The sequence below is a fragment of the Aquimarina sp. MMG015 genome (genome assembly GCF_018100855.1).
GTDB classification, from domain to species: domain Bacteria; phylum Bacteroidota; class Bacteroidia; order Flavobacteriales; family Flavobacteriaceae; genus Aquimarina; species Aquimarina latercula.
Genome location: NZ_JAGJEB010000014.1, coordinates 75,143 through 94,546, shown reverse-complemented (window position 1 = coordinate 94,546; position 19,404 = coordinate 75,143). Strand labels below are relative to the sequence as shown.

15 protein-coding genes are annotated in these 19,404 nt (G+C 31.7%); 12 read left to right on the top strand and 3 right to left on the bottom strand.

The genetic code is table 11. The features are described from left to right. Positions 1–319 precede the first annotated feature (319 nt). The 4 genes from J8L88_RS20850 (at position 320) to J8L88_RS20835 (ending at position 5,986) form a co-directional block, all read left to right on the top strand. Positions 320–2,644, top strand: a complete 2,325-nt coding sequence (locus J8L88_RS20850; RefSeq protein WP_211061745.1) for a hypothetical protein — start codon at positions 320–322, stop codon at positions 2,642–2,644. Positions 2,645–2,701: 57 nt separating this feature from the next. Then, positions 2,702–3,154: an antitoxin Xre/MbcA/ParS toxin-binding domain-containing protein gene (locus J8L88_RS20845; RefSeq protein ID WP_027393878.1), complete on the top strand. Its 453-nt coding sequence runs from the start codon at positions 2,702–2,704 to the stop codon at positions 3,152–3,154. Further along, positions 3,154–3,609 carry an RES family NAD+ phosphorylase gene (locus tag J8L88_RS20840; protein ID WP_027393877.1) on the top strand — a complete coding sequence of 152 codons (456 nt, stop codon included), beginning with the start codon at positions 3,154–3,156 and terminating at the stop codon, positions 3,607–3,609. The genes J8L88_RS20845 and J8L88_RS20840 overlap by 1 nt, the downstream gene beginning before the upstream one ends. Positions 3,610–3,913: 304 nt before the next feature. Next, positions 3,914–5,986: a M13 family metallopeptidase gene (locus J8L88_RS20835; protein WP_211061744.1), complete on the top strand. Its 2,073-nt coding sequence runs from the start codon at positions 3,914–3,916 to the stop codon at positions 5,984–5,986. A gap of 58 nt (positions 5,987–6,044) precedes the next feature. On the opposite strand, the gene J8L88_RS20830 is transcribed toward J8L88_RS20835, so the two are convergent. Then, on the bottom strand, positions 6,045–6,689 hold the full coding sequence (locus J8L88_RS20830; RefSeq protein ID WP_027393875.1) for a hypothetical protein: 645 nt from the start codon (positions 6,687–6,689) through the stop codon (positions 6,045–6,047). Between the two features lie 106 nt (positions 6,690–6,795). On the opposite strand from J8L88_RS20830, the gene J8L88_RS20825 reads away from it, so the two are divergent. From J8L88_RS20825 to J8L88_RS20815, 3 genes are all read left to right on the top strand, one after another. Beyond that, a complete protein-coding gene (locus tag J8L88_RS20825; protein WP_027393874.1) occupies positions 6,796–8,130 on the top strand; it encodes an aspartate kinase in 1,335 nt (444 codons plus the stop codon). 632 nt (positions 8,131–8,762) lie between these two features. Continuing rightward, positions 8,763–10,301, top strand: coding sequence for a YifB family Mg chelatase-like AAA ATPase (locus tag J8L88_RS20820; RefSeq protein WP_211061743.1), 1,539 nt, complete (start codon positions 8,763–8,765; stop codon positions 10,299–10,301). Positions 10,302–10,595: 294 nt separating this feature from the next. Next, a complete protein-coding gene (locus J8L88_RS20815; protein WP_211061742.1) occupies positions 10,596–13,472 on the top strand; it encodes a pitrilysin family protein in 2,877 nt (958 codons plus the stop codon). Between the two features lie 57 nt (positions 13,473–13,529). Here the strand turns inward: J8L88_RS20815 and J8L88_RS20810 are convergent, their stop codons facing one another. Both J8L88_RS20810 and J8L88_RS20805 read right to left on the bottom strand, forming a co-directional pair. Continuing rightward, a complete protein-coding gene (locus J8L88_RS20810) occupies positions 13,530–13,880 on the bottom strand; it encodes a hypothetical protein (protein WP_211061741.1) in 351 nt (116 codons plus the stop codon). Between the two features lie 25 nt (positions 13,881–13,905). Continuing rightward, on the bottom strand, positions 13,906–14,478 hold the full coding sequence (locus tag J8L88_RS20805) for a toxin-antitoxin system YwqK family antitoxin (RefSeq protein WP_211061740.1): 573 nt from the start codon (positions 14,476–14,478) through the stop codon (positions 13,906–13,908). A 439-nt stretch (positions 14,479–14,917) separates the two neighbouring features. Here J8L88_RS20805 and J8L88_RS20800 point away from each other — a divergent pair, with 439 nt between their 5' ends. Genes J8L88_RS20800 through J8L88_RS20780 form a run of 5 tightly spaced genes read left to right on the top strand, consistent with a single transcriptional unit; the run spans position 14,918 to position 19,402 of the window. Beyond that, a complete protein-coding gene (locus J8L88_RS20800) occupies positions 14,918–15,505 on the top strand; it encodes a DUF4255 domain-containing protein (RefSeq protein ID WP_118386678.1) in 588 nt (195 codons plus the stop codon). Continuing rightward, complete coding sequence (locus J8L88_RS20795; RefSeq protein ID WP_211061739.1) at positions 15,506–16,516, top strand: hypothetical protein; 1,011 nt, start codon at positions 15,506–15,508, stop codon at positions 16,514–16,516. A gap of 14 nt (positions 16,517–16,530) precedes the next feature. Beyond that, positions 16,531–18,471: a phage tail sheath C-terminal domain-containing protein gene (locus J8L88_RS20790; RefSeq protein WP_211061738.1), complete on the top strand. Its 1,941-nt coding sequence runs from the start codon at positions 16,531–16,533 to the stop codon at positions 18,469–18,471. Positions 18,472–18,515: 44 nt separating this feature from the next. Further along, the gene (locus J8L88_RS20785; RefSeq protein ID WP_027393866.1) at positions 18,516–18,962 is read left to right on the top strand and encodes a phage tail protein; all 447 of its coding nucleotides are present in this window, start codon (positions 18,516–18,518) and stop codon (positions 18,960–18,962) included. Further along, positions 18,962–19,402, top strand: coding sequence for a phage tail protein (locus J8L88_RS20780; protein ID WP_027393865.1), 441 nt, complete (start codon positions 18,962–18,964; stop codon positions 19,400–19,402). The genes J8L88_RS20785 and J8L88_RS20780 overlap by 1 nt, the downstream gene beginning before the upstream one ends. Positions 19,403–19,404 lie beyond the last annotated feature (2 nt).

Genomic DNA, 19,404 nt, shown 5'->3' with positions numbered 1-19,404 from the left:
AGTCTTTTCTTACTAATCAAGTGTTTTAATCGTTGTAAAACACATAATCAACGACAAGATACAACTTTTTATGTTAAAACCGTAATTTTTCGCATTTAAATATTGATTTTATTACCATAGATTTTGCAAAAATTCTCATTTAACCCATAAACACTGGTGTTTAGACAAATGTTAAATTTTAAAGGTTTATTAACAAATTGATTTCCAATTTATTGCTTTTAGTGATTTTCGCTGTAAAATGATAGACCCCGTTTTTTTTAAGTTTATTTTTAAATATTAGTATATGATTTAAGGATATTTAATTTTAAATTTGATTATAATGATGATCAAACTATTATTATTTTCCCAAGGCTTTAATATTTGGTTTAAAAACCTACTAAGAGAACTTTCTAATAATATAATCAGTCTTTTTTTTATTGGGTCTGTTTATTTAGCTTTATGGCACTTTCCGCAGACAGTAGATTTATTATTAATTCTAAATCAAGCAGATGCTTTTTTACTAGAAGTTCCATTATATTTTACGCTACTTATTATTGCTGCATTTTTAATTTGGAACGCTCCTAAGTATTTTTATTTTCACAATTATAAAGACATTACTCATACTAATCTCATAGGGTTTATTCCTAATCAACATTATAAATTTCAGGATAGAAGTGAATCTGCTAGTTATGCTTACATGACTAGAATTCATATGAGAAAAACATTACCAAGAATTTTAGCAATTTTATTATTAGCCATATCTGCATTGAGTATTCTTAATGCAATGGAGTTATTTGGTTTAGAAAACACATATACGGAATTTTTAAATCCTACAAATACATTAGTCTTGATTGTTTTTTTGCTATTGTTATTGTCTGAACCTAAACTATACAAGGTGCTAAAGGATTTTCTAAATCGAAGTGCTAAAACTAAAGTTTTTATTTTTATAGTTTCTATTGGATTAATGATTTTAATTATATCATTGGGAACACTAAATACTCAGACAGAGAAAGATTTAGGGAATCTTTTTCTTTCTAATAGTGCATTGGTACTGTTGTTTTTTACTTTGTCATTTAATAGTTATAAGTTCTTAAAGCATTTTCCTAAAAAGTTCTTTTATACTTTTATTCTAATGTCTGGGTTCATTATGTTAATGACATTTCTATTATTTAATTTTTATCCTAGTCTGGTAACCGGAATAAATCCATTATCCGTTTTAATTCTTTCGCTTTTAAGTCTTTTCATGATTTGTTTTATATTGATTTTGATCGGGAAAAAAATACGCCTTCCTTTATTATCAATTGTAACGGTCTTTTGTATTTTCTCTGCCAAGTTTTTTTCAGACACTTCGGATCATTATCAACTTAATTTGATGGAAACAAATGTTGATAGACCTTCATTAGATACTTATATATATTATTGGTTAAAGAGTAGGGAGAACATCATTAATGATAGTGAAACTACTTTTCCAATTATTATGGTTTCTGCTGAAGGAGGAGGGTCGAGAGCGGGACTTTGGGCTTTTTTAGTACATAGTTATTTATATGAAAACACAAAAGGGGATTATTTTGAAAAACATTTACTTTCATTAACAGGAGCTTCTGGCGGTGGTGTTGGTAATTCCATGTTTTTTGCAGAAGCTAGAAATACCAGTTTAGAAGGAAAAAAATCAAGCTTTAAAATTGATGAGAATGCTCATAAACCTATTGTAAAGTATAAAGCCAGTGGTATTTACAAGGAAAATTATTTATCGGTAGCATTGTTGTCTTTATTAGGACGCGATTTATTTAAGGAAGTCACTAGTTTATTTAAATTTAAAAATAGAGGGCAATTATTAGAAGAACATTGGAACCAAGCTCATGAAAAATACTTTTTGGATTCTAAAGGTAGGAGTATTATAGATAAAGAGTTTCTATCTTTTTACGATAATATTTTTACCGGTGATACCATGGATTTGATTTCTCAAAAAATACCACCTTTATTGTTTGTCAATACTACACATACGCAAACAGGAAATTATAATATTATTAGCCCAGTAGAATACTCTCAAGTAAAAGAATTCACGGGAATGAATGATTTTTTAAGTACTATACAGTCTAGTTACCCTAATAATTCCATTGCACTTTCGACTGCGATGAGGATTAATGCAAGCTTTCCATTTATTACTCCTGTTGGAGAAGTTAGGAATAGGACACAAAAGGATATATTCATTTCTGATCAATATGCAGATGCAGGATATTATGATAATATTGGAGGGAGAGTATCTATTGGTGTTGAAGAAGTGCTTAAGAAAGTATTAAATGATTCTTTTCCTTTGTTGAGAAAGAAAGTGAAAATTAAACAGTTGATTATCACTAATGAAGAAGAACTAAAAATAGCGAAAACAAGCACCCAACTTTCAGCCCCATTAACAACTCTTAAAAATGTTAGATATGGTCATACAAAAGAGGTTATGGAAAAATTGGGAGATGATTATGTAATTAGTTTAAAACAAACAGAAATTATGCCTTCCTCCATTAATTTGTTAGCAAGAGATATTAATAAAGAAGAACTTTTTATAAGGCCAGTACTGCCGCTAGGGAGATATTTATCTACCGTAGCAATTAGGTCTATGGAAGCTAGATTAGATTCAGTAAAAGTGGATTTGGATTTAATTACACAATAAGCAAGTCAATTGTCGTTTTTTTTTGTACATTTGTCAATGTAAAAAATTCTTTTGGTTATGAGCGCAGTATCACCGTTAGATTATGATGGTTTAGAAAGTAAAGGGTTATTGAGGTACCTAAATATTGATATTCCTTTGCACAATGTTTATGATTTTATTGAACTATCTCGTAATGGTATTGATAAGCGAGCATTATTACATCTTGCTAAAACGATAGATTTTGATTTGAGTGAGTTGGCCCATGTGTTGCATTTGTCGGAGCGCACGATACAGCGTTATGAGCTCAATAAAAAGTTAAGTACCGAAGCAAGTTCAAAAGCTTTGCAATTGGCAAAACTTTATGCGAGGGGAGAGAATATTTTTGGAGACTTAGATCGTTTTAAACGGTGGATGGAACATCCAAATGTTGCGTTAGCAACTAAAAAACCCAAAGAACTTCTTGATACCACTTTTGGATTTCAGTTATTAAACGAAGAGTTAATTCGTATAGAGCATGGAATTTTTGCATAATGTTGGTATATAGAATTGCTAAACAAAAGTATATAAAAGACCTTACCGGTATTGGAGCTAAAACCGTTGGAGGCAGATGGAACCCAAAAGGGGTTGCTGTCCTATATACAAGTACTACTGCGGCTCTTTCTGTTTTGGAAGTTCTAGCACATTTACCAGCTGCATATTTTCCGGATGATATGGCTATAGCCACCATCGAACTACCGGATGATAGAATTTCTACAATAGATATTAAAGAATTACCAAAAGATTGGAATAAAATACCACCTTCTACAGGAATTCAACATTTTGCTTTAAATTGGATATCGGAAAATATAAATTTAGGATTAAAAGTTCCCAGTATTATAGTACCAAGAGAGCAGAATCTTCTTATTAATCCATTACATCCAGATTTTAATTTGGTAAAGCTAATAGAGATTGAACCTTTTAGTTTTGATACACGACTACTTAAATAATTTCCTGTATTTAATTTTTAAAACCAATATTTACAGACTTAATTCTAAAAAATAATGATCATTATTAATGATGTTTTGTAGCTAATTTTTTGTTAATAAGATAATATAACTTACGGTTTAAGCATTGTTTTTCAACGGTTTAATGGTTTTGTTTTTGTTTTTGATTAGTTAAATTTTTAAAAAGAGCTTCCTGTATTTTTACAATTTGCCTAACTTGCAAGATTGGATATGAGTAACGAATCCTCAATTTTTACGTCTTATTCCAAAGAACTAAACTTAATTTATTAATAAAATGAATACAAAAATGAGAAAAGTGTATTTTTTGGCTGCATTCGTCATTGCATTTGTCAGTTGCAAGAATGAAACCAAAAAAGAGGAAGAAAAGGAAACCGAGGCTGTGGCCGAAGTTGAAAAAGTTCCAGGTATCGTTTTGGACAATATGGACCCCACCGTTAGTCCAAAGGAAGATTTTTATAACTTCGTTAATGGTAGTTGGATGAAGAATACAGAAATTCCGGAAGATAGAACTAGCTGGGGTGGTTTTGGTGTATTAAGAAAATCTACGGATAATGATGTTTTAGAAATCTTGGCTAAAGCAAAAAAGAGTGGAAAATATAGTGCAGATACTGATCAAGCTAAGGCTTTAGCAATTTTCGATACTAAATTAGATATTACAGCTAGAAATGCTGCAGGAGTAAAACCACTTCAACCAGCATTAGATGCTATTGCGTCTATTAATAATCTAGAAGATCTTCAAACAGTATTGGCAAAAAATCCTTCAGTTTCTTCACCTTTTATTGGATTGGGAGTACAGGCAGATCTTAATAATAGTGCTATGAATGCAGTATATCTTGGTCAAAATGGCCTTGGTTTGCCAGATAGAGATTATTATTTAGATCAGGACTCAAAATCAAAAGAAATTCGCGAAGAGTATAAAAAGCATATTGTAAGAATGCTTGGGATGTTAGGAGATACTGAGGCTGATGCAAAAATTGCGGCAGATAAGATCCTAAAGATGGAAACTCAACTTGCAGAACCAAGACTAAATAAAGAAGAGAGTAGAGACGCTCGTAATTATAATAATCCAAGAACGCTTGCAGAAGCGGATAAAATGTTGTCAACTTTGGATTTAAATAAAATGATCTCGGATCTTGGTGTAACTAAAAAATTCGATACTATTATAGTTGCTCATTTGAGATATACAAAGTCTTTAGATGGTTTTTTTAAAAATACACCTATAGAAGATATCAAAACACTTGTAAGATGGGATACCTTTAATAGCGCTACAGGTCTTTTATCAACTGATATAGAAAAAGCAAACTGGGAATTTTACAGTAAATATTTAAGAGGTCAGAAAGAGCAAAGACCGGCTGATGAGCGTGCTTTAGCAACTGTTAATGGAACAGTAGGAGAAGCATTAGGTCAGTTATATGTTGACGAAAAGTTTCCGCCTGAAGCAAAAGAAAAGGCAGAAAAAATGATTGCTAATGTTATCACAGCTTTTAAGGCTAGAATTGAGCGATTGGATTGGATGAGTGATACCACAAAGGTAAAGGCAATAGAAAAACTTGATAAATTTACAGTTAAGATTGGATATCCAGATAAGTGGGAAGATTATTCTAAGATGACAGTTTCTGCGGATAAATCTTATTTTGATAATATGGCAGCTGTTAGCAAATGGGCTCAGGATAGACAATTTGATGATATTGGAGAACCAGTAGATAAAACTAAATGGGGAATGTCTCCACAAACAGTTAATGCTTATTTTAATCCTCTTAATAACGAGATTGTTTTTCCTGCGGCAATATTACAACCTCCATTTTATAACTATACTGCTGATGAAGCTGTAAATTATGGAGGGATTGGAGCTGTTATTGGTCATGAAATTTCTCATGCTTTTGATGATTCTGGTGCTCGTTTTGATGCAGATGGAAATTTATCTAATTGGTGGACAGAAGATGATCTTAAGAAATTTACCGAAAGAGGTGATGCTCTTGCTGAACAATATAGCGCAATCGAAGTGTTAGATAGTGTATATATCAATGGTAAGTTTACTCTTGGAGAGAATATAGGAGATCTTGGAGGTGTATTGGGAGCTTATGATGGATTACAGATGCATTTAGCAGAAAATGGGCGACCTGAGGATATTGATGGATTTACTCCAGAACAACGATTTTTTATGTCTTGGGCTACTGTTTGGAGAACGAAGGTTAGAGAAGATGCGTTAAGAACGCAAATTAAGACAGATCCACATTCTCCTGGAACTACTAGAGCAATTCAACCATTGTTAAATGTTCAAGCATTTTATGATGCTTTCGATATTAAACAAGGAGATAAAATGTATTTAGAGCCGGAGAAGAGAGTGAATATTTGGTAAACAAATAAAAATAAATGAAAAGCCCTGATGATATCAGGGCTTTTTTTATTGAAGATTTTTAATTTTCTTTTATTTCATTCATTAAAAGAAATGCATCATTTACATATTCTTTTTCTAAAAAAAGAGTGAAGTAATTAGAAGTCGATATAATTTCAAAAACTGGAATTCCTTCATATGCTAAAAGCTTAAATATATAGAAATATAATCCAATCGATCTAGAACTATCATCAGGAAGAGCAATAGACATAGAAGATAAATCATCTTTGACGGATATACATGTTTCATCCTTAAAATGATCTTCAACCACTGACTTAAGGGATGAAGAAACAAGTATATTACTTTCTTGGAAATTACTAGAATATGTGAAATAGGTTTTTGATTTATCTTTCACAGTATTTAATAGATTAGATTGACTGGTAAGAATTGTATTAGAGTTTAGAAAAGCATATTCTGTAATTCCTGACCTTACCACAATATCGCCTAAGCTTCCAAGATTTTCTGAATGTTTAATTCTTTTAGGATGATATCTTCGTAAAGCCATTACAATGGAACCTGACTTTACGGGTTTTCTCATTTCTTTTTCTACTTGCGGCAATAGATCGGTAGCGAGTGAACTAAAATTAATAATATCTCGTGATAGTGCGTCTTCCAAAAATGGCTGATGCCTCAGTATATTGTGAACACAATCTGTAATAGTTTTCATTCTGTTAGATATTTAACATATTGTGTAAATATATACTTTTTTTATCAAAATATTTATTCTTTATGCTCTATTGTCTAATTATGCATTGTAAAAAATAAAAATTGCTATGAAGATTTTAAAGTTTGGAGGAACATCTGTTGGGTCTGTAGAGAATTTGTATAAAGTTAAGGATATACTTATAAGTGATAATGACCAAAAGATCGTTGTATGTTCTGCGATGTCTGGAGTTACTGATCAGTTGGTAAATTTAGTAGCATATATAAAACTAAAAGATGCAGAAGGTATTACTAGAAATCTTCATAGATTAGAGAATAAACATTTAGAGGTAGTTGATACCTTAGTAGATGACTTAATGCTAAAAAATAGTCTTAAGGATGGAATTTCTTCAATGATAACAGAAATGTTAGAGTTGTCTAACCAGGAATATACAGAAGTGTTAAATGCTAGGGTTCTTACTTTTGGTGAGACATTGTTAACCTATATTTTCTCGAACTTTTTGAGTACTATTGGAGTTACCAATCAATTAATTTCGGCAAAGGATTTTATGTGTGTTGATAATGTGGATAATCCAAATATTAAAAAGGTCTCTCAGAAATTAAATGAAGTTCTGGAAAGCAATGAAACTTCTAATATATATATAACGCAGGGATTTGTTTGTAGAGATCATTTACATCAAATTAGTACGCTTAAAAGAGGAGGTAGCGATTATACCGCTACTATTATAGGTGCTGCACTAAATGCCAGTGAGATTCAAATATGGACAGATATCGATGGGTTACATAATAATGATCCTAGATATGTAGAAGGTACAAACCCAATTGCTCATCTTACATATAATGAAGCTGCGGAATTAGCATATTTTGGAGCTAAAATTTTACATCCACAAACAGTTTCTCCAGTTGTAGATAAAGATATTCCTGTATTATTAAAAAATACGTTCGATCCTAAGGCAGCTGGAACAGTAATTTCTAATAAAACATATAGAAAAGGATTAAAAGCCATTTCTGCGAAAGATGGAATAACAGCCATTAAAATTAAATCAAATAGAATGTTGATGGCACACGGATATCTTAGAAGGATTTTCGAAGTTTTTGATAATTATCATACATCCATTGATATGATTACTACATCAGAAATAGCAATTTCTTTAACGATTGATGATGTTACTCACATTGATGAAATAGTAAAAGAAATAGAGGGGTATGCAGAGGTTACGGTTGAACAGAATCATAGTATTATTTGTATTGTTGGAGAATCTGTAATTAACGATAAAAATTCTCATAAACTTTTTGAAATCCTTAATTATATACCTGTTAGAATGATTTCTTATGGCGGGAGTAATAATAATATATCTATTCTTGTAGAAACTAAAGATAAAATTCCTACCCTTAGGTTTTTAAATGAGAGGTTGTTTCTTTCTCATCAGGAAGCAGTTCTCTAAATTGTTTGTTATGTAATATGATGAGTCTTAAGTAAAAGGAAAAACGCAGTATTTGTATTGTTTTTTCAAGACAATAAAATTTTACTTTTATAAAGATTATTATTTTTTTATTTAATCCCAACAATTAACCAGGTTGGGATTTTTTTAATAAATATAGGGTAGAAAGATAATTAGCTGTTTTATATATAAACCAATAAACTTAAACCACTTCCAATGTTAAAGAGAATCGTAGAAAAATATCGTCTAGAAATTGTTTTGTTTGTTTTTTATTCGGTTGTTACCTTTACTTTTATTAAGTTGTTTTTATTTTAAAGTAATTCGTATCAACGCATCAATTTTAATAGGACTGATTATTTTCTGTTTTTTTGTTGATTGTGAGTTTCTATATTTTGGGTGGTAAAATTCCTTACAACTACTAATTAAATATTGCCTTTTCGTAAGTCCTAAACAATAGTATTTATAGGGTGTAATAATTAATACAGATCTAATCTGTAATCCCTTTTTATAACAAGTTTTTAAAATTTTTTGAAAAAAATAGTGATTTGCCAGTAACATATAGATCGGAAATGACATATACTTATAGCGATGGTATCACATAAGGAGATATTCTAGTTATAATTTAAAAAAAGAATATGCTTATTAAGGTCTTTGGAAGTGCCGTTTTCGGTGTTGAGGCTACGACAATAACTGTAGAAGTTAATATAGATAAAGGGATTGGATATCATCTAGTAGGATTGCCTGACAATGCTATTAAAGAAAGTAGTTTTCGAATTGCAGCTGCACTACAGAATAATAATTATAAACTTCCAGGTAAGAAGATTACCATTAATATGGCTCCCGCAGATCTTAGGAAAGAGGGATCAGCATATGACCTAACATTAGCTTTGGGTATACTGGCTGCCAGTTCTCAAATTAAGGGAGAACATATTTCTGATTATTTAATAATGGGAGAATTATCGTTAGACGGAAGTCTTCAACCTATAAAGGGAGCTTTGCCTATTGCTATTAAAGCTAGAGAAGAAGGGTTTAAAGGATTTATTTTACCTACTCAAAATGCAAAAGAAGCGGCAATAGTGGATAATTTGGAAGTTTATGGTGTAGCAAATATTAAAGAAGTTATAGATTTTTTCGATGGAAAAGGAACTTTGAATCAAACCGTTGTGGATACTAGAGAAGAATTTTATAAAGAACTAGATAATCCAGAGTTTGATTTTGCGGATGTAAAAGGGCAAGAGAGTATAAAAAGATGCATGGAGATTGCTGCTGCAGGTGGTCATAATATTATTTTAGTTGGACCTCCAGGTAGTGGAAAAACAATGTTGAGTAAGAGGTTACCAAGCATATTGCCTCCAATGTCTCTTCAAGAAGCATTAGAAACGACGAAAATTCATAGTGTTGTTGGAAGAATAAAAGATAATGTTGGATTAATGGCACAACGTCCTTTTCGTAGTCCTCATCATACAATATCTAATGTTGCTTTAGTTGGTGGAGGTAGTTATCCGCAACCTGGTGAGATTTCTTTGTCACATAATGGTGTTTTGTTTTTGGATGAACTTCCTGAATTTAAACGAGATGTATTAGAAGTTATGCGTCAACCATTAGAGGATAGAGAAGTAACAATTTCTAGAGCTAAGTTTACTGTGACTTACCCATCCAGCTTTATGTTAGTAGCGAGTATGAACCCAAGTCCTGGAGGGTATTTTAATGATCCCGATGCGCCAGTGACTTCTTCTCCTGCAGAAATGCAACGATACCTTAGTAAAATTTCTGGACCTTTATTGGATCGAATTGATATTCATATCGAAGTTACTCCGGTTCCTTTTGATAAATTAAGTGAAGAAAGAAGAGGTGAGAGTAGTGTTATGATAAGACAACGTGTTATTAAAGCTAGAGATATACAAACAAAAAGGTTTCTAGGTTTAAAAAACATTCATTATAACGCCCAGATGGGTGTGAGACAATTAAGAGTTTATTGTCAATTAGATGATGCTTCAAAAGAATTATTAAAAACCGCTATGGAAAGATTAAACCTTTCGGCTAGAGCGTATGATAGAATATTAAAGGTTTCTAGAACTATCGCAGATTTAGAGGGTTCTCAATCAATTAATGGAGATCATATTTCTGAAGCAATACAGTATCGAAGTTTAGATCGTGATGGGTGGTTGGGTTAAATTTTATTGGATAGGCAGAAGTTTTTTTACATTATGAGTAGGGTAATTTCTGATAGATAAGGCATTACTTTTGAAATTTAATATAACAAAGAAACTAATCTTATATATATAAAATAATGGGGTATCATCATTGTGATACTATTTGATAATAAAATTAAATAAATCTTAAAATTTTGAAACATAAATGGACTTTGTTGAATAAAAAAGAGTCTTTTTAACTTTTTTTTAATAATATATCAATGTAAATACTCAATTCGTTAAACTATTTTTAAACCTTAATCAAAAAAATAAAACATGAAAACTCGAATATCTAGGGCGCTTCTTGTAGCATTATCCTTTTTATTTGTTTCTGTGATTTCTTGTAAAAAAGAAACAACAGAAACGCTACCAGAAAAAGAGGAAGTTGGTAAATTATCAATCGATTTTGAAAAGTACGAATTAGAAAATGGCCTTCAGGTTGTTTTACATCAAGACAAATCAGATCCTATTGTTTCGGTTGCTATACAATATGGTGTAGGATCTAATCGAGAAAAAACAGGAAGAACAGGGTTTGCTCATTTATTTGAACATATGCTATTCCAAGAATCGGAAAATGTACCTCAGGATCAGTTTTTCAAAAAGATTCAGGATGTAGGAGGAACTCTTAATGGAGGCACTTGGCAAGATGGGACTATATATTACGAAGTGGTTCCTAAAAATGCAATGGAAACAGTAATGTGGTTAGAATCTGATAGAATGGGATTCTTGATTAATACAGTTACCGAAAGTGCTTTTAATAATCAACAAGAGGTAGTTCAAAATGAAAAAAGACAGCGAGTTGATAATAACCCTTATGGTCATACAAGTTGGGTAATTGATAAAAATATTTTTCCAGAAGGTCATCCTTATAATTGGCAAGTGATAGGGGAGTTAGTAGATCTTCAGAATGCTACGGTAGAAGATGTAAAGGAGTTTTATGATAAGTATTATGGTCCAAATAATGCCACACTGGTATTAGCAGGTGATTTTGAAACAGCTGATGCTAAGGCAATGATTGAAAAGTATTTTGGTGAAATCAAAAAAAGACAACCAGTAGAAAAACTAAAAGTTCAGAATGTAACTTTGTCAGGGACAAAGAGGTTTATGCATGAAGATAATTTTGCTACAACTGCTCAACTTAATATGGTATGGCCAACTGTAGAACAATATACAGATGATGCATATGCTTTAGATTTTTTAGGAGAATTGTTGTCCGAAGGAAAAAAAGCTCCATTGTATAAGGTGTTAGTTAAAGAAAAAGAATTGACATCGGATACAAATGCTTGGAATCGTTCTATGGAAATAGCTGGTAAATTTAGAGTTAATGTTACCGCTAATGAAGGAAAAAGCTTAGCAGATATCGAAGCTGGAGTTTTTGAAGCGTTTAAGAAATTTGAAGAAGAAGGAATCACAGATACGGATATTGAAAGAATAAAGGCCGGTCTAGAGACTCAGTTTTATAATGGAATAAGTAGTGTTTTAGGAAAATCTTTTCAGTTAGCACAGTATAATGTATTTGCTGGAGATCCTGGATTTATTACCCAAGATATAGAAAATATCAAAGCGGTTACCAAAGAAGATGTATTGAGAGTATATAATAAGTACATTAAAGGAAAACCTTATGTTATTACGAGCTTTGTTCCTAAAGGGAAAGTTGATTTAGCAGCCAATGATTCTGAAAAAGCTGCTGTTGTAGAAGAAGAAATCAAAGAGAATGTAGAAAACGCAGTGGCAGAAACAAAAGAAGAAATAGAAAAAACACCATCCGCTTTCGATAGATCTGTAGCGCCTAAAGAAGGAGAGTCTCCTAAGCTTAATATTCCATCTTCTTGGAATACAACATTAGCTAATGGAATGAAAGTATACGGAATGGAACAAAATGAACTTCCTTTAGTGAATTTTAGTTTAGTGATTTCTGGAGGTCATTTATTAGATTCTTTTGATAAGGTTGGAGTTGCAAACCTTATGACTGACATAATGATGGAAGGAACTGCAACTAAAACTCCAGAGCAGTTAGAAGAAGAAATAGAATTGTTAGGAGCTTCAATTAATATGTATACTACAAGAGAAGCTATAATCATTAGTGGAAATACATTAGCACGTAATCTAGATAAAACGATAAACCTTGTAGAAGAAATTTTATTAGAACCTAGATGGGATGAGGAAGAATTCGCAAGAATTAAGACTAAAACTATTAATGGAATAAAAAGATCAGCTGCCAACCCTAATGTTGTTGCAAGAAATGTTTATAATAAGGTATTGTATGGAGATAAACACATGTTTGCATATCCAACTAGTGGAACAGTAACTTCGGTAGAATCTATAACTATTGATGACTTAAAGCAGTTTTATATAAATAATTTTTCTCCATCCGTAAGTAAATTTCAGATAGTAGGTGATTTAAATAAGGATAAGGCTATAGCTTCACTTAAAAACTTAGAGAGTAAATGGGCAAGTAAAGAAGTTACTATTCCTGAGTATGAAATTGTAAATAATAGAGATAAAGCATCTTTGTACTTTGTAGATATTCCTAATGCAAAACAATCAGTTATCAATATTGGGTACTTATCTATGGCTCGTACAGATGAAGATTATTTCCCAGCTACGGTAATGAATTATAAGTTAGGAGGATCTTTTTCCGGAAACGTTAACCTAATTCTTAGAGAAGAAAAAGGATATACTTATGGTGCAAGATCAGGGTTTAGTGGGAGTAAAATTCCAGGAACATTTACAGCTTCTTCTAGTGTACGTACCAATACCACTTTTGAATCAGTAAAAATATTTAAAGATGAAATCGAAAAATATAAAAGTGGTATTTCTGAAGAAGATTTGACATTTACTAAAAATGCTTTAATTAAATCAAATGCACGTAAATTCGAAACTCAATTCGCATTATTAGGAATATTACAAGAAATGGGAAGATATGACCTTCCTGCTGATTATATAGCTAAAGAAGAGTCAATTATTGAAGGAATGACTCTAGAACAGCATAAAGCACTGGCTAACAAATATCTGGATGAGTCTAAAATGGCATATTTAGTTATAGGAGACGCTGCTACTCAGTTTGAACAATTTAAAAATGCTGGTTTTGACGAAGTAGTAATGTTAGATAAAGATGCTAATGAAGTAAAATTATCTGATGTAAAGATGTAATTATTATATCAACATATCATATTTGGATAAAGGAGAACTTCAAGTTCTCCTTTATTTTTATTGATTATTATGTTTGATTTTTATTTTTTGCACTAATCGACAAATGTATTTTTTAAATTCCATATTTCTTATACCATAACCATCCAATCCAATTAACTCAACATTTCTTGAGTCCATTGATTTTAAAGAAATATAAAACAGAGAGTATCCATCCCTTTTGAACCAGATTTCATTTTCTTTTCTTAAAATCTGATAAGAACTACACTCTTCGGAAAAAGGAGATTCTTTAATTAAAGAATAATTTTCATAATTTATACATTCATAATGTTGCTCAATTTTTATCCAATAGAATTGATAATATATTACTATAGCAGTAACAATTATGATTAGTAAAACGATTGCTAACATGATTTGTGAGTTTCTGGAAGAAGTATTAATAATTTCCAATGGATTGATTTATAGAATAAAAGTTTAAATCTTTAGATTTATCATCTAAAATTAATTCTCGCTTTTCTATATCATCTTCAAATGTTACTATTTTTCTTAATTCTCCGAATTCGTTATATGTTTTCCAGGTACCTTGTCTCTTACCTTTAGTAAATGCTCCTTCAATTTTTATTTTTCCATTAGAATAAAAAGCTTTCCATATTCCATCTTCATCACCGTTATTGTAGTTTTCGATAAATATTAATCGTCCTTTTTGATCATAGATTTTCCATTGACCATGAATTTTATCATTATTAAATATCCCTTCTTTTTTTAATTGGCCATTATCATAAAATAATTTCCAGGTTCCATGTAACTTGTTGTTACTTGTTTCTCTAATTTCTTTTATAGAGCCATTGCTGTAGTAATACGTATTACTATTACTTTTTGGTTTTATTATAGTTTTTGAAATACCATTAGTAGAAGTTCCATTGGTTAAAGGTAATGACTGCTGCGCTTTGACTCTAGGAAGAAATATTAAACTAATGGAGAATATTATTTTAATTAATGTGCTTTTCATAATAAAAATGCTTTTTGTTTTTGAACACTACAAAGGTTCGGAATAAAACGTTTTTTTTTTACACCTCTTTTAGTGAAAATGTATTCACGGTTTTCAGGGAAGAGCACTCTGGTTTTGTAAACTATTTTGTTAATGATAGGATGGTAATACAGTATTACAAAACAGTAATTTGTTAGGGATATTTACCCCTATATAATAAAGTTGTTTTCCTTTACAGATTCCGTGTTTTAACTATACCAAATGATCTGTCTAAAACATAATTTTATAACATCTTAATCAAACATATAATTCCCTTTTATTGGTTGAGAATATTCAAACCCCAATGAATTAGTAACCTGCCCCGAATTCTTTAATTTTTTAGTATGCAAGCGATCTTATATATCTAACGCTAGATGTAAAAAATTTAGATACAAATCAGTTAATTCGATAATAAAAGGATATGATATTCGAAGTGTTACAGATTATTACAGAGGAGGTTAATAATTTTTTCAACATAGAAATTGAAGAAAAACCAGTTTCATTAGATAATATAGCTTTTGTGGAGTCTGAAGATGATGAACCCTCGGACAGCAATAATATTGTTCTTTCGCTATTACATACAGAAGAAGAATCCACCTTAAAAAATATTCTAAATCATAAAATAGAAGGCACAAAAGTGGTCTATAAAAACAACAAAGTTAATTTGAATCTTTATATAATGTTTTCGGCAAATAGGAATGATTATAAAGAATCATTAAAAAGTATTTCAAGAGTGGTAGAATTTTTTCAATCCAAGAAGATTTTTACACAATCTAATACAAATTTTGACAGGGATTTGGATGGAATGGATCAGATAGGTGATTTTAAGTTTACAACAGAGCTTTTTACTCCATCATTTGAAGAAATGAACTTTATCTGGGGAACTCTAGGGGGTAAACAATATCCTTCAGTAATATATAAGGTTAGTGTACTGGAGATAGAAAGAGATGTAACACAATCCGAAGGTAGTTTGATAACAGAGATTAATGGAAGTTTAAAACGTAATTAATTGGCTTTTAGTATTTTATATAAAGAGATGTTTCAGGTGCAGCTGCATCATTCATATTTTCTTGATAATGGATCTATTTCATTTACCTCGATGAATAATGAAGAGAAGGTTATACGATTAAATAAGTATGTTTTTAAAGATTTTTTGAAAGTGGTTCCAACAACTGCTACGCAAAAGGTTTTTAGAGATCATAAAATTATTATGAAAGAGGGGACGGATGGTTTTATAGTACTTAACAAGGTTGTAGAAGAAAATGATGATTATAAATCAACAATTTTTCTCGATGATAATCTAGGGTTTACATTCCTCATATACAACAACGATTACCTATTTGATAATTATACAGAGTTACCCAAAGAGAAAAATAGATTGTACTATTTCTCAAATATAAAACCAAGTACAGAATCCGATCCATATACATATATCCCTTTAAATTCATCTAACGATCTAATAGATCAGAATTATTTATTATCAGAAGAAGGTTCGCAAGCAATTTGGTATAACATATTGCAGGAGAATGGTGATGCAAGTGCCAATCCTTATTTAGAGCTATTGGCAGAAGTTGAGGAAGGTGATTTAGCAACCGATGAAGCTAAGCATCTATTAAACCAAGCTATACAATCAGAAAAGAGTAAAGGATTGCTCGGCATTATTAAACTTCATACGATAGGGGATAATAGCATGGATCTTATCACAATAGATAACTCAGATCCTAATGATGTGAAAAACTATTTATTAGATCCTAGTCCTTCTTATAAGCTTCATTTTGATAACAGAAAAACAATTTGGAAATATATTAATAAATCTGATGATGAGAAATTAGAAACTTCTTCTGTTCAACCTTTAACCAAAAACGGATTTATCGAAATTGATCCTGATGCTGATATTGTACCTCCGCTTCCATCGGATATTGAAAAATATACTTTTCCGAATCCAACAGCAGATTTGATAAAGCAAACAACAGATGTAAACACAAATATTACAACAACATATTCTGAAATTTTTATTTAAAAACAATTAAAATTATGGCAACGTACAAAACACCAGGGGTTTATATAGAGGAGATTGTTAAATTTCCTCCATCCGTAGCCCAAGTAGAAACAGCAATTCCAGCTTTTATAGGATACACTGAGAAGGCAACAAAAAAGGTAGCAGATGATTTGTTACAAAAGCCAACCAGAATTACTTCTATGTTAGAATATGAAACATACTTTGGATTTGCATTACCAGAGGTAAATATTGAAGTTACAATATTTGATGCCTTAGTAAATGGAGATATAGAAAGAAATATTACAATTGATAAGGATCAGGTTGTAGCTAATAGACAACCCTATTTAATGTATTATGCCTTACAGATGTATTTTGCAAATGGAGGAGGACCTTGTTACATTGTTTCTGTAGCTGATTATACAGGAGGAAATGTATTATTTAGTGATTTAAATGATGGGTTAGATCTTCTTAAAAAAGAAGATGAGCCCACATTGTTATTGTTTCCTGATGCTACTGCAATTGCAGATCCAAACGAATTTTTCGCATTATATAATAATGCCTTAACTCAATGTAATGATCTTCAGGATCGATTTGCAATCATAGATACCTATAGTTATGATGATACTAGTGATGCTCCAATTGTAGCATTGCGTTCAGGAGTAAACCTAGAAAAAGATTACCTAAAATATGGTGCTGCTTATTACCCATATTTAGAAACCATTCTAGATTATAGTTATGATGAAGCTAATGTTGCTATTAGTCATACCAGCGAAGATGAAACTCCAGAGAGTATTACTGCAATGGCAACAGCTACCCAGAGTACTTCAGACATACAAACTGTTTTAAATGGTATTCCAGCTTTAGTCATTGCGTTAACAGATGCAGATACAGTTTTACAAGCAGGTACTAATGGAGAAGCCAATACTAATCGAACTACTATTACCGATACAATCCAACCTATTGTTGATGCACTTAATAGTGTAGTTAGCTCTGGATCCAGTGCAGCGACTGATGGTAATGCAGTAGGAGAAGCTGGAGTGACTGCCGCTGCAGGAGCATTGGATGCAGCAATAACAGGAGCGAGTGCTATTCCAACATTAATCACAGCTTTAGAAGGACATATTACTGATATTAATGGGGCAGCCAATAGCGCACCTGGTGGTGGAGTAGTAAAAACAGAATCTACAGCAGCCGTTACAGCCGTTGCGACCATAGAAGCAGATATTCAGGCAGTGATAGCATTAATAACACCTGCATTAACCGATGCAATTACCGCAGCACAAGCAGCTGATGGCGTTATAACTGGTTCTCTTGATGGTCAAAATCTAGCAGCTATTGAGAATATAGATAGTGCAACTTATAACCTAATTAAAGTAGAATTAGGAATCCTTCCTCTTGAGTTACCACCAAGTAGTGCTATGGCAGGGGTATATGCAAGAGTAGATAGTGATAGAGGAGTCTGGAAAGCGCCAGCAAATGTTGGAGTAAATTATGTAATCAAACCTTCTATAAAAATAACCAATGAAGAACAGGATCGATTAAATGTAGATACTGTAGCAGGAAAATCTGTAAATGCAATTCGAACTTTTACAGGAAAAGGAACTTTGGTTTGGGGGTCAAGAACCTTAGCAGGTAATGATAAGGAGTGGAGATATGTGCCAGTAAGAAGATTTTTTAATATGGCCGAGGAATCTATCAAAAAAGCTACAGAACAATTTGTTTTTGAACCTAATGATATGAATACGTGGGTTAGAGTAAAAGCAATGATCAATAATTTCTTGACACTACAATGGAGAGCAGGAGCATTAGCTGGTCCTACACCTGATAAAGCATTTTATGTAAATGTGGGATTAGGAGAAACGATGACAGCTGATGATATTCTTGATGGAAATATGATTATCGAAATCGGAATGGCGGTTGTTCGTCCAGCAGAATTTATCATTCTTAAGTTCTCTCATAAAATGCAAGAAGCTTAATCAACTTATAATAATTTAAATCAACAATATAAAACATAGAAATCATGGCAGAATATCCATTACCAAAGTTCCATTTTAAGGTAACAATTGGAGGCGACACCGAATTAAATTGTACCGAAGTATCTGGTTTAGACTTTGAAACTGAAGTAATAGAATATAGAGGAGGAGCGGATAATGACTACTTCAAGAAAAAACAACCAGGGATGACCAAGTTTGCTAACATAGCAATCAAAAGAGGAACTTTTGTTTCTACAAAAGGACAGTTCTATGATATGTGGAAGAAGAATGTATTCTTTCAAGAAGGCGAAGAGAAGTTTAGAAGTGACCTTACCATTAGCTTGTTAGATGAAAAACATGAACCTATATTAACTTGGGAAGCACAAGATGCTTGGTTACTTAAGATACAATCCACAGATCTTAAGGCTGATGGAAATGAGATTGCTATTGAATCGGCAGAATTTGCAATTAACAGTCTTAAAATAGCATCTTAATGGCAACCTATTATCCACCCGTTGGCTTTCATTTTAGTGTCGAGTTTACTGGTTTATCAACTAGTGAAGTAGATCATCAATTTCAGTCTGTAGCTGGATTATCGGTAGATGTAGAAACAGAAGATGTTACTGAAGGTGGAGAAAATAGGTTTAAGCATAAAATTCCGGTTAGAACAAAATATCCAAACTTAGTTTTAAAAAGAGGCTTATTGGTAGATTCTAAAGTAATCAGTTGGTGCAAAGATGCTGTCGAAAACTTTGAGTTTGAACCTATAGATCTTATTGTTAAACTTTTAAATGAAAAGCATGAGCCGTTGTTGTCCTGGAATATTGTGCATGCCTATCCAATTAAATGGTCTATAGCTGATTTTAATGCTCAAGAAAGTAAAGTGGTTATTGAAACCATAGAACTGGTGTATAACTATTATAATACAATTTGATA

Bases quoted from the DNA above. Each gene is read 5' to 3' on its own strand.
- J8L88_RS20835 (WP_211061744.1), top strand. From the start codon at position 3,914: ATGAGAAAAGTGTATTTTTTGGCTGCATTCGTCATTGCATTTGTCAGT.
- J8L88_RS20805 (WP_211061740.1), bottom strand. From the start codon at position 14,478: ATGAAAAGCACATTAATTAAAATAATATTCTCCATTAGTTTAATATTT.
- J8L88_RS20845 (WP_027393878.1), top strand. From the start codon at position 2,702: ATGAGCGCAGTATCACCGTTAGATTATGATGGTTTAGAAAGTAAAGGG.
- J8L88_RS20785 (WP_027393866.1), top strand. From the start codon at position 18,516: ATGGCAGAATATCCATTACCAAAGTTCCATTTTAAGGTAACAATTGGA.
- J8L88_RS20810 (WP_211061741.1), bottom strand. From the start codon at position 13,880: ATGTTAGCAATCGTTTTACTAATCATAATTGTTACTGCTATAGTAATA.
- J8L88_RS20780 (WP_027393865.1), top strand. From the start codon at position 18,962: ATGGCAACCTATTATCCACCCGTTGGCTTTCATTTTAGTGTCGAGTTT.
- J8L88_RS20830 (WP_027393875.1), bottom strand. From the start codon at position 6,689: ATGAAAACTATTACAGATTGTGTTCACAATATACTGAGGCATCAGCCA.
- J8L88_RS20850 (WP_211061745.1), top strand. From the start codon at position 320: ATGATGATCAAACTATTATTATTTTCCCAAGGCTTTAATATTTGGTTT.
- J8L88_RS20800 (WP_118386678.1), top strand. From the start codon at position 14,918: ATGATATTCGAAGTGTTACAGATTATTACAGAGGAGGTTAATAATTTT.
- J8L88_RS20815 (WP_211061742.1), top strand. From the start codon at position 10,596: ATGAAAACTCGAATATCTAGGGCGCTTCTTGTAGCATTATCCTTTTTA.
- J8L88_RS20840 (WP_027393877.1), top strand. From the start codon at position 3,154: ATGTTGGTATATAGAATTGCTAAACAAAAGTATATAAAAGACCTTACC.
- J8L88_RS20790 (WP_211061738.1), top strand. From the start codon at position 16,531: ATGGCAACGTACAAAACACCAGGGGTTTATATAGAGGAGATTGTTAAA.
- J8L88_RS20820 (WP_211061743.1), top strand. From the start codon at position 8,763: ATGCTTATTAAGGTCTTTGGAAGTGCCGTTTTCGGTGTTGAGGCTACG.
- J8L88_RS20825 (WP_027393874.1), top strand. From the start codon at position 6,796: ATGAAGATTTTAAAGTTTGGAGGAACATCTGTTGGGTCTGTAGAGAAT.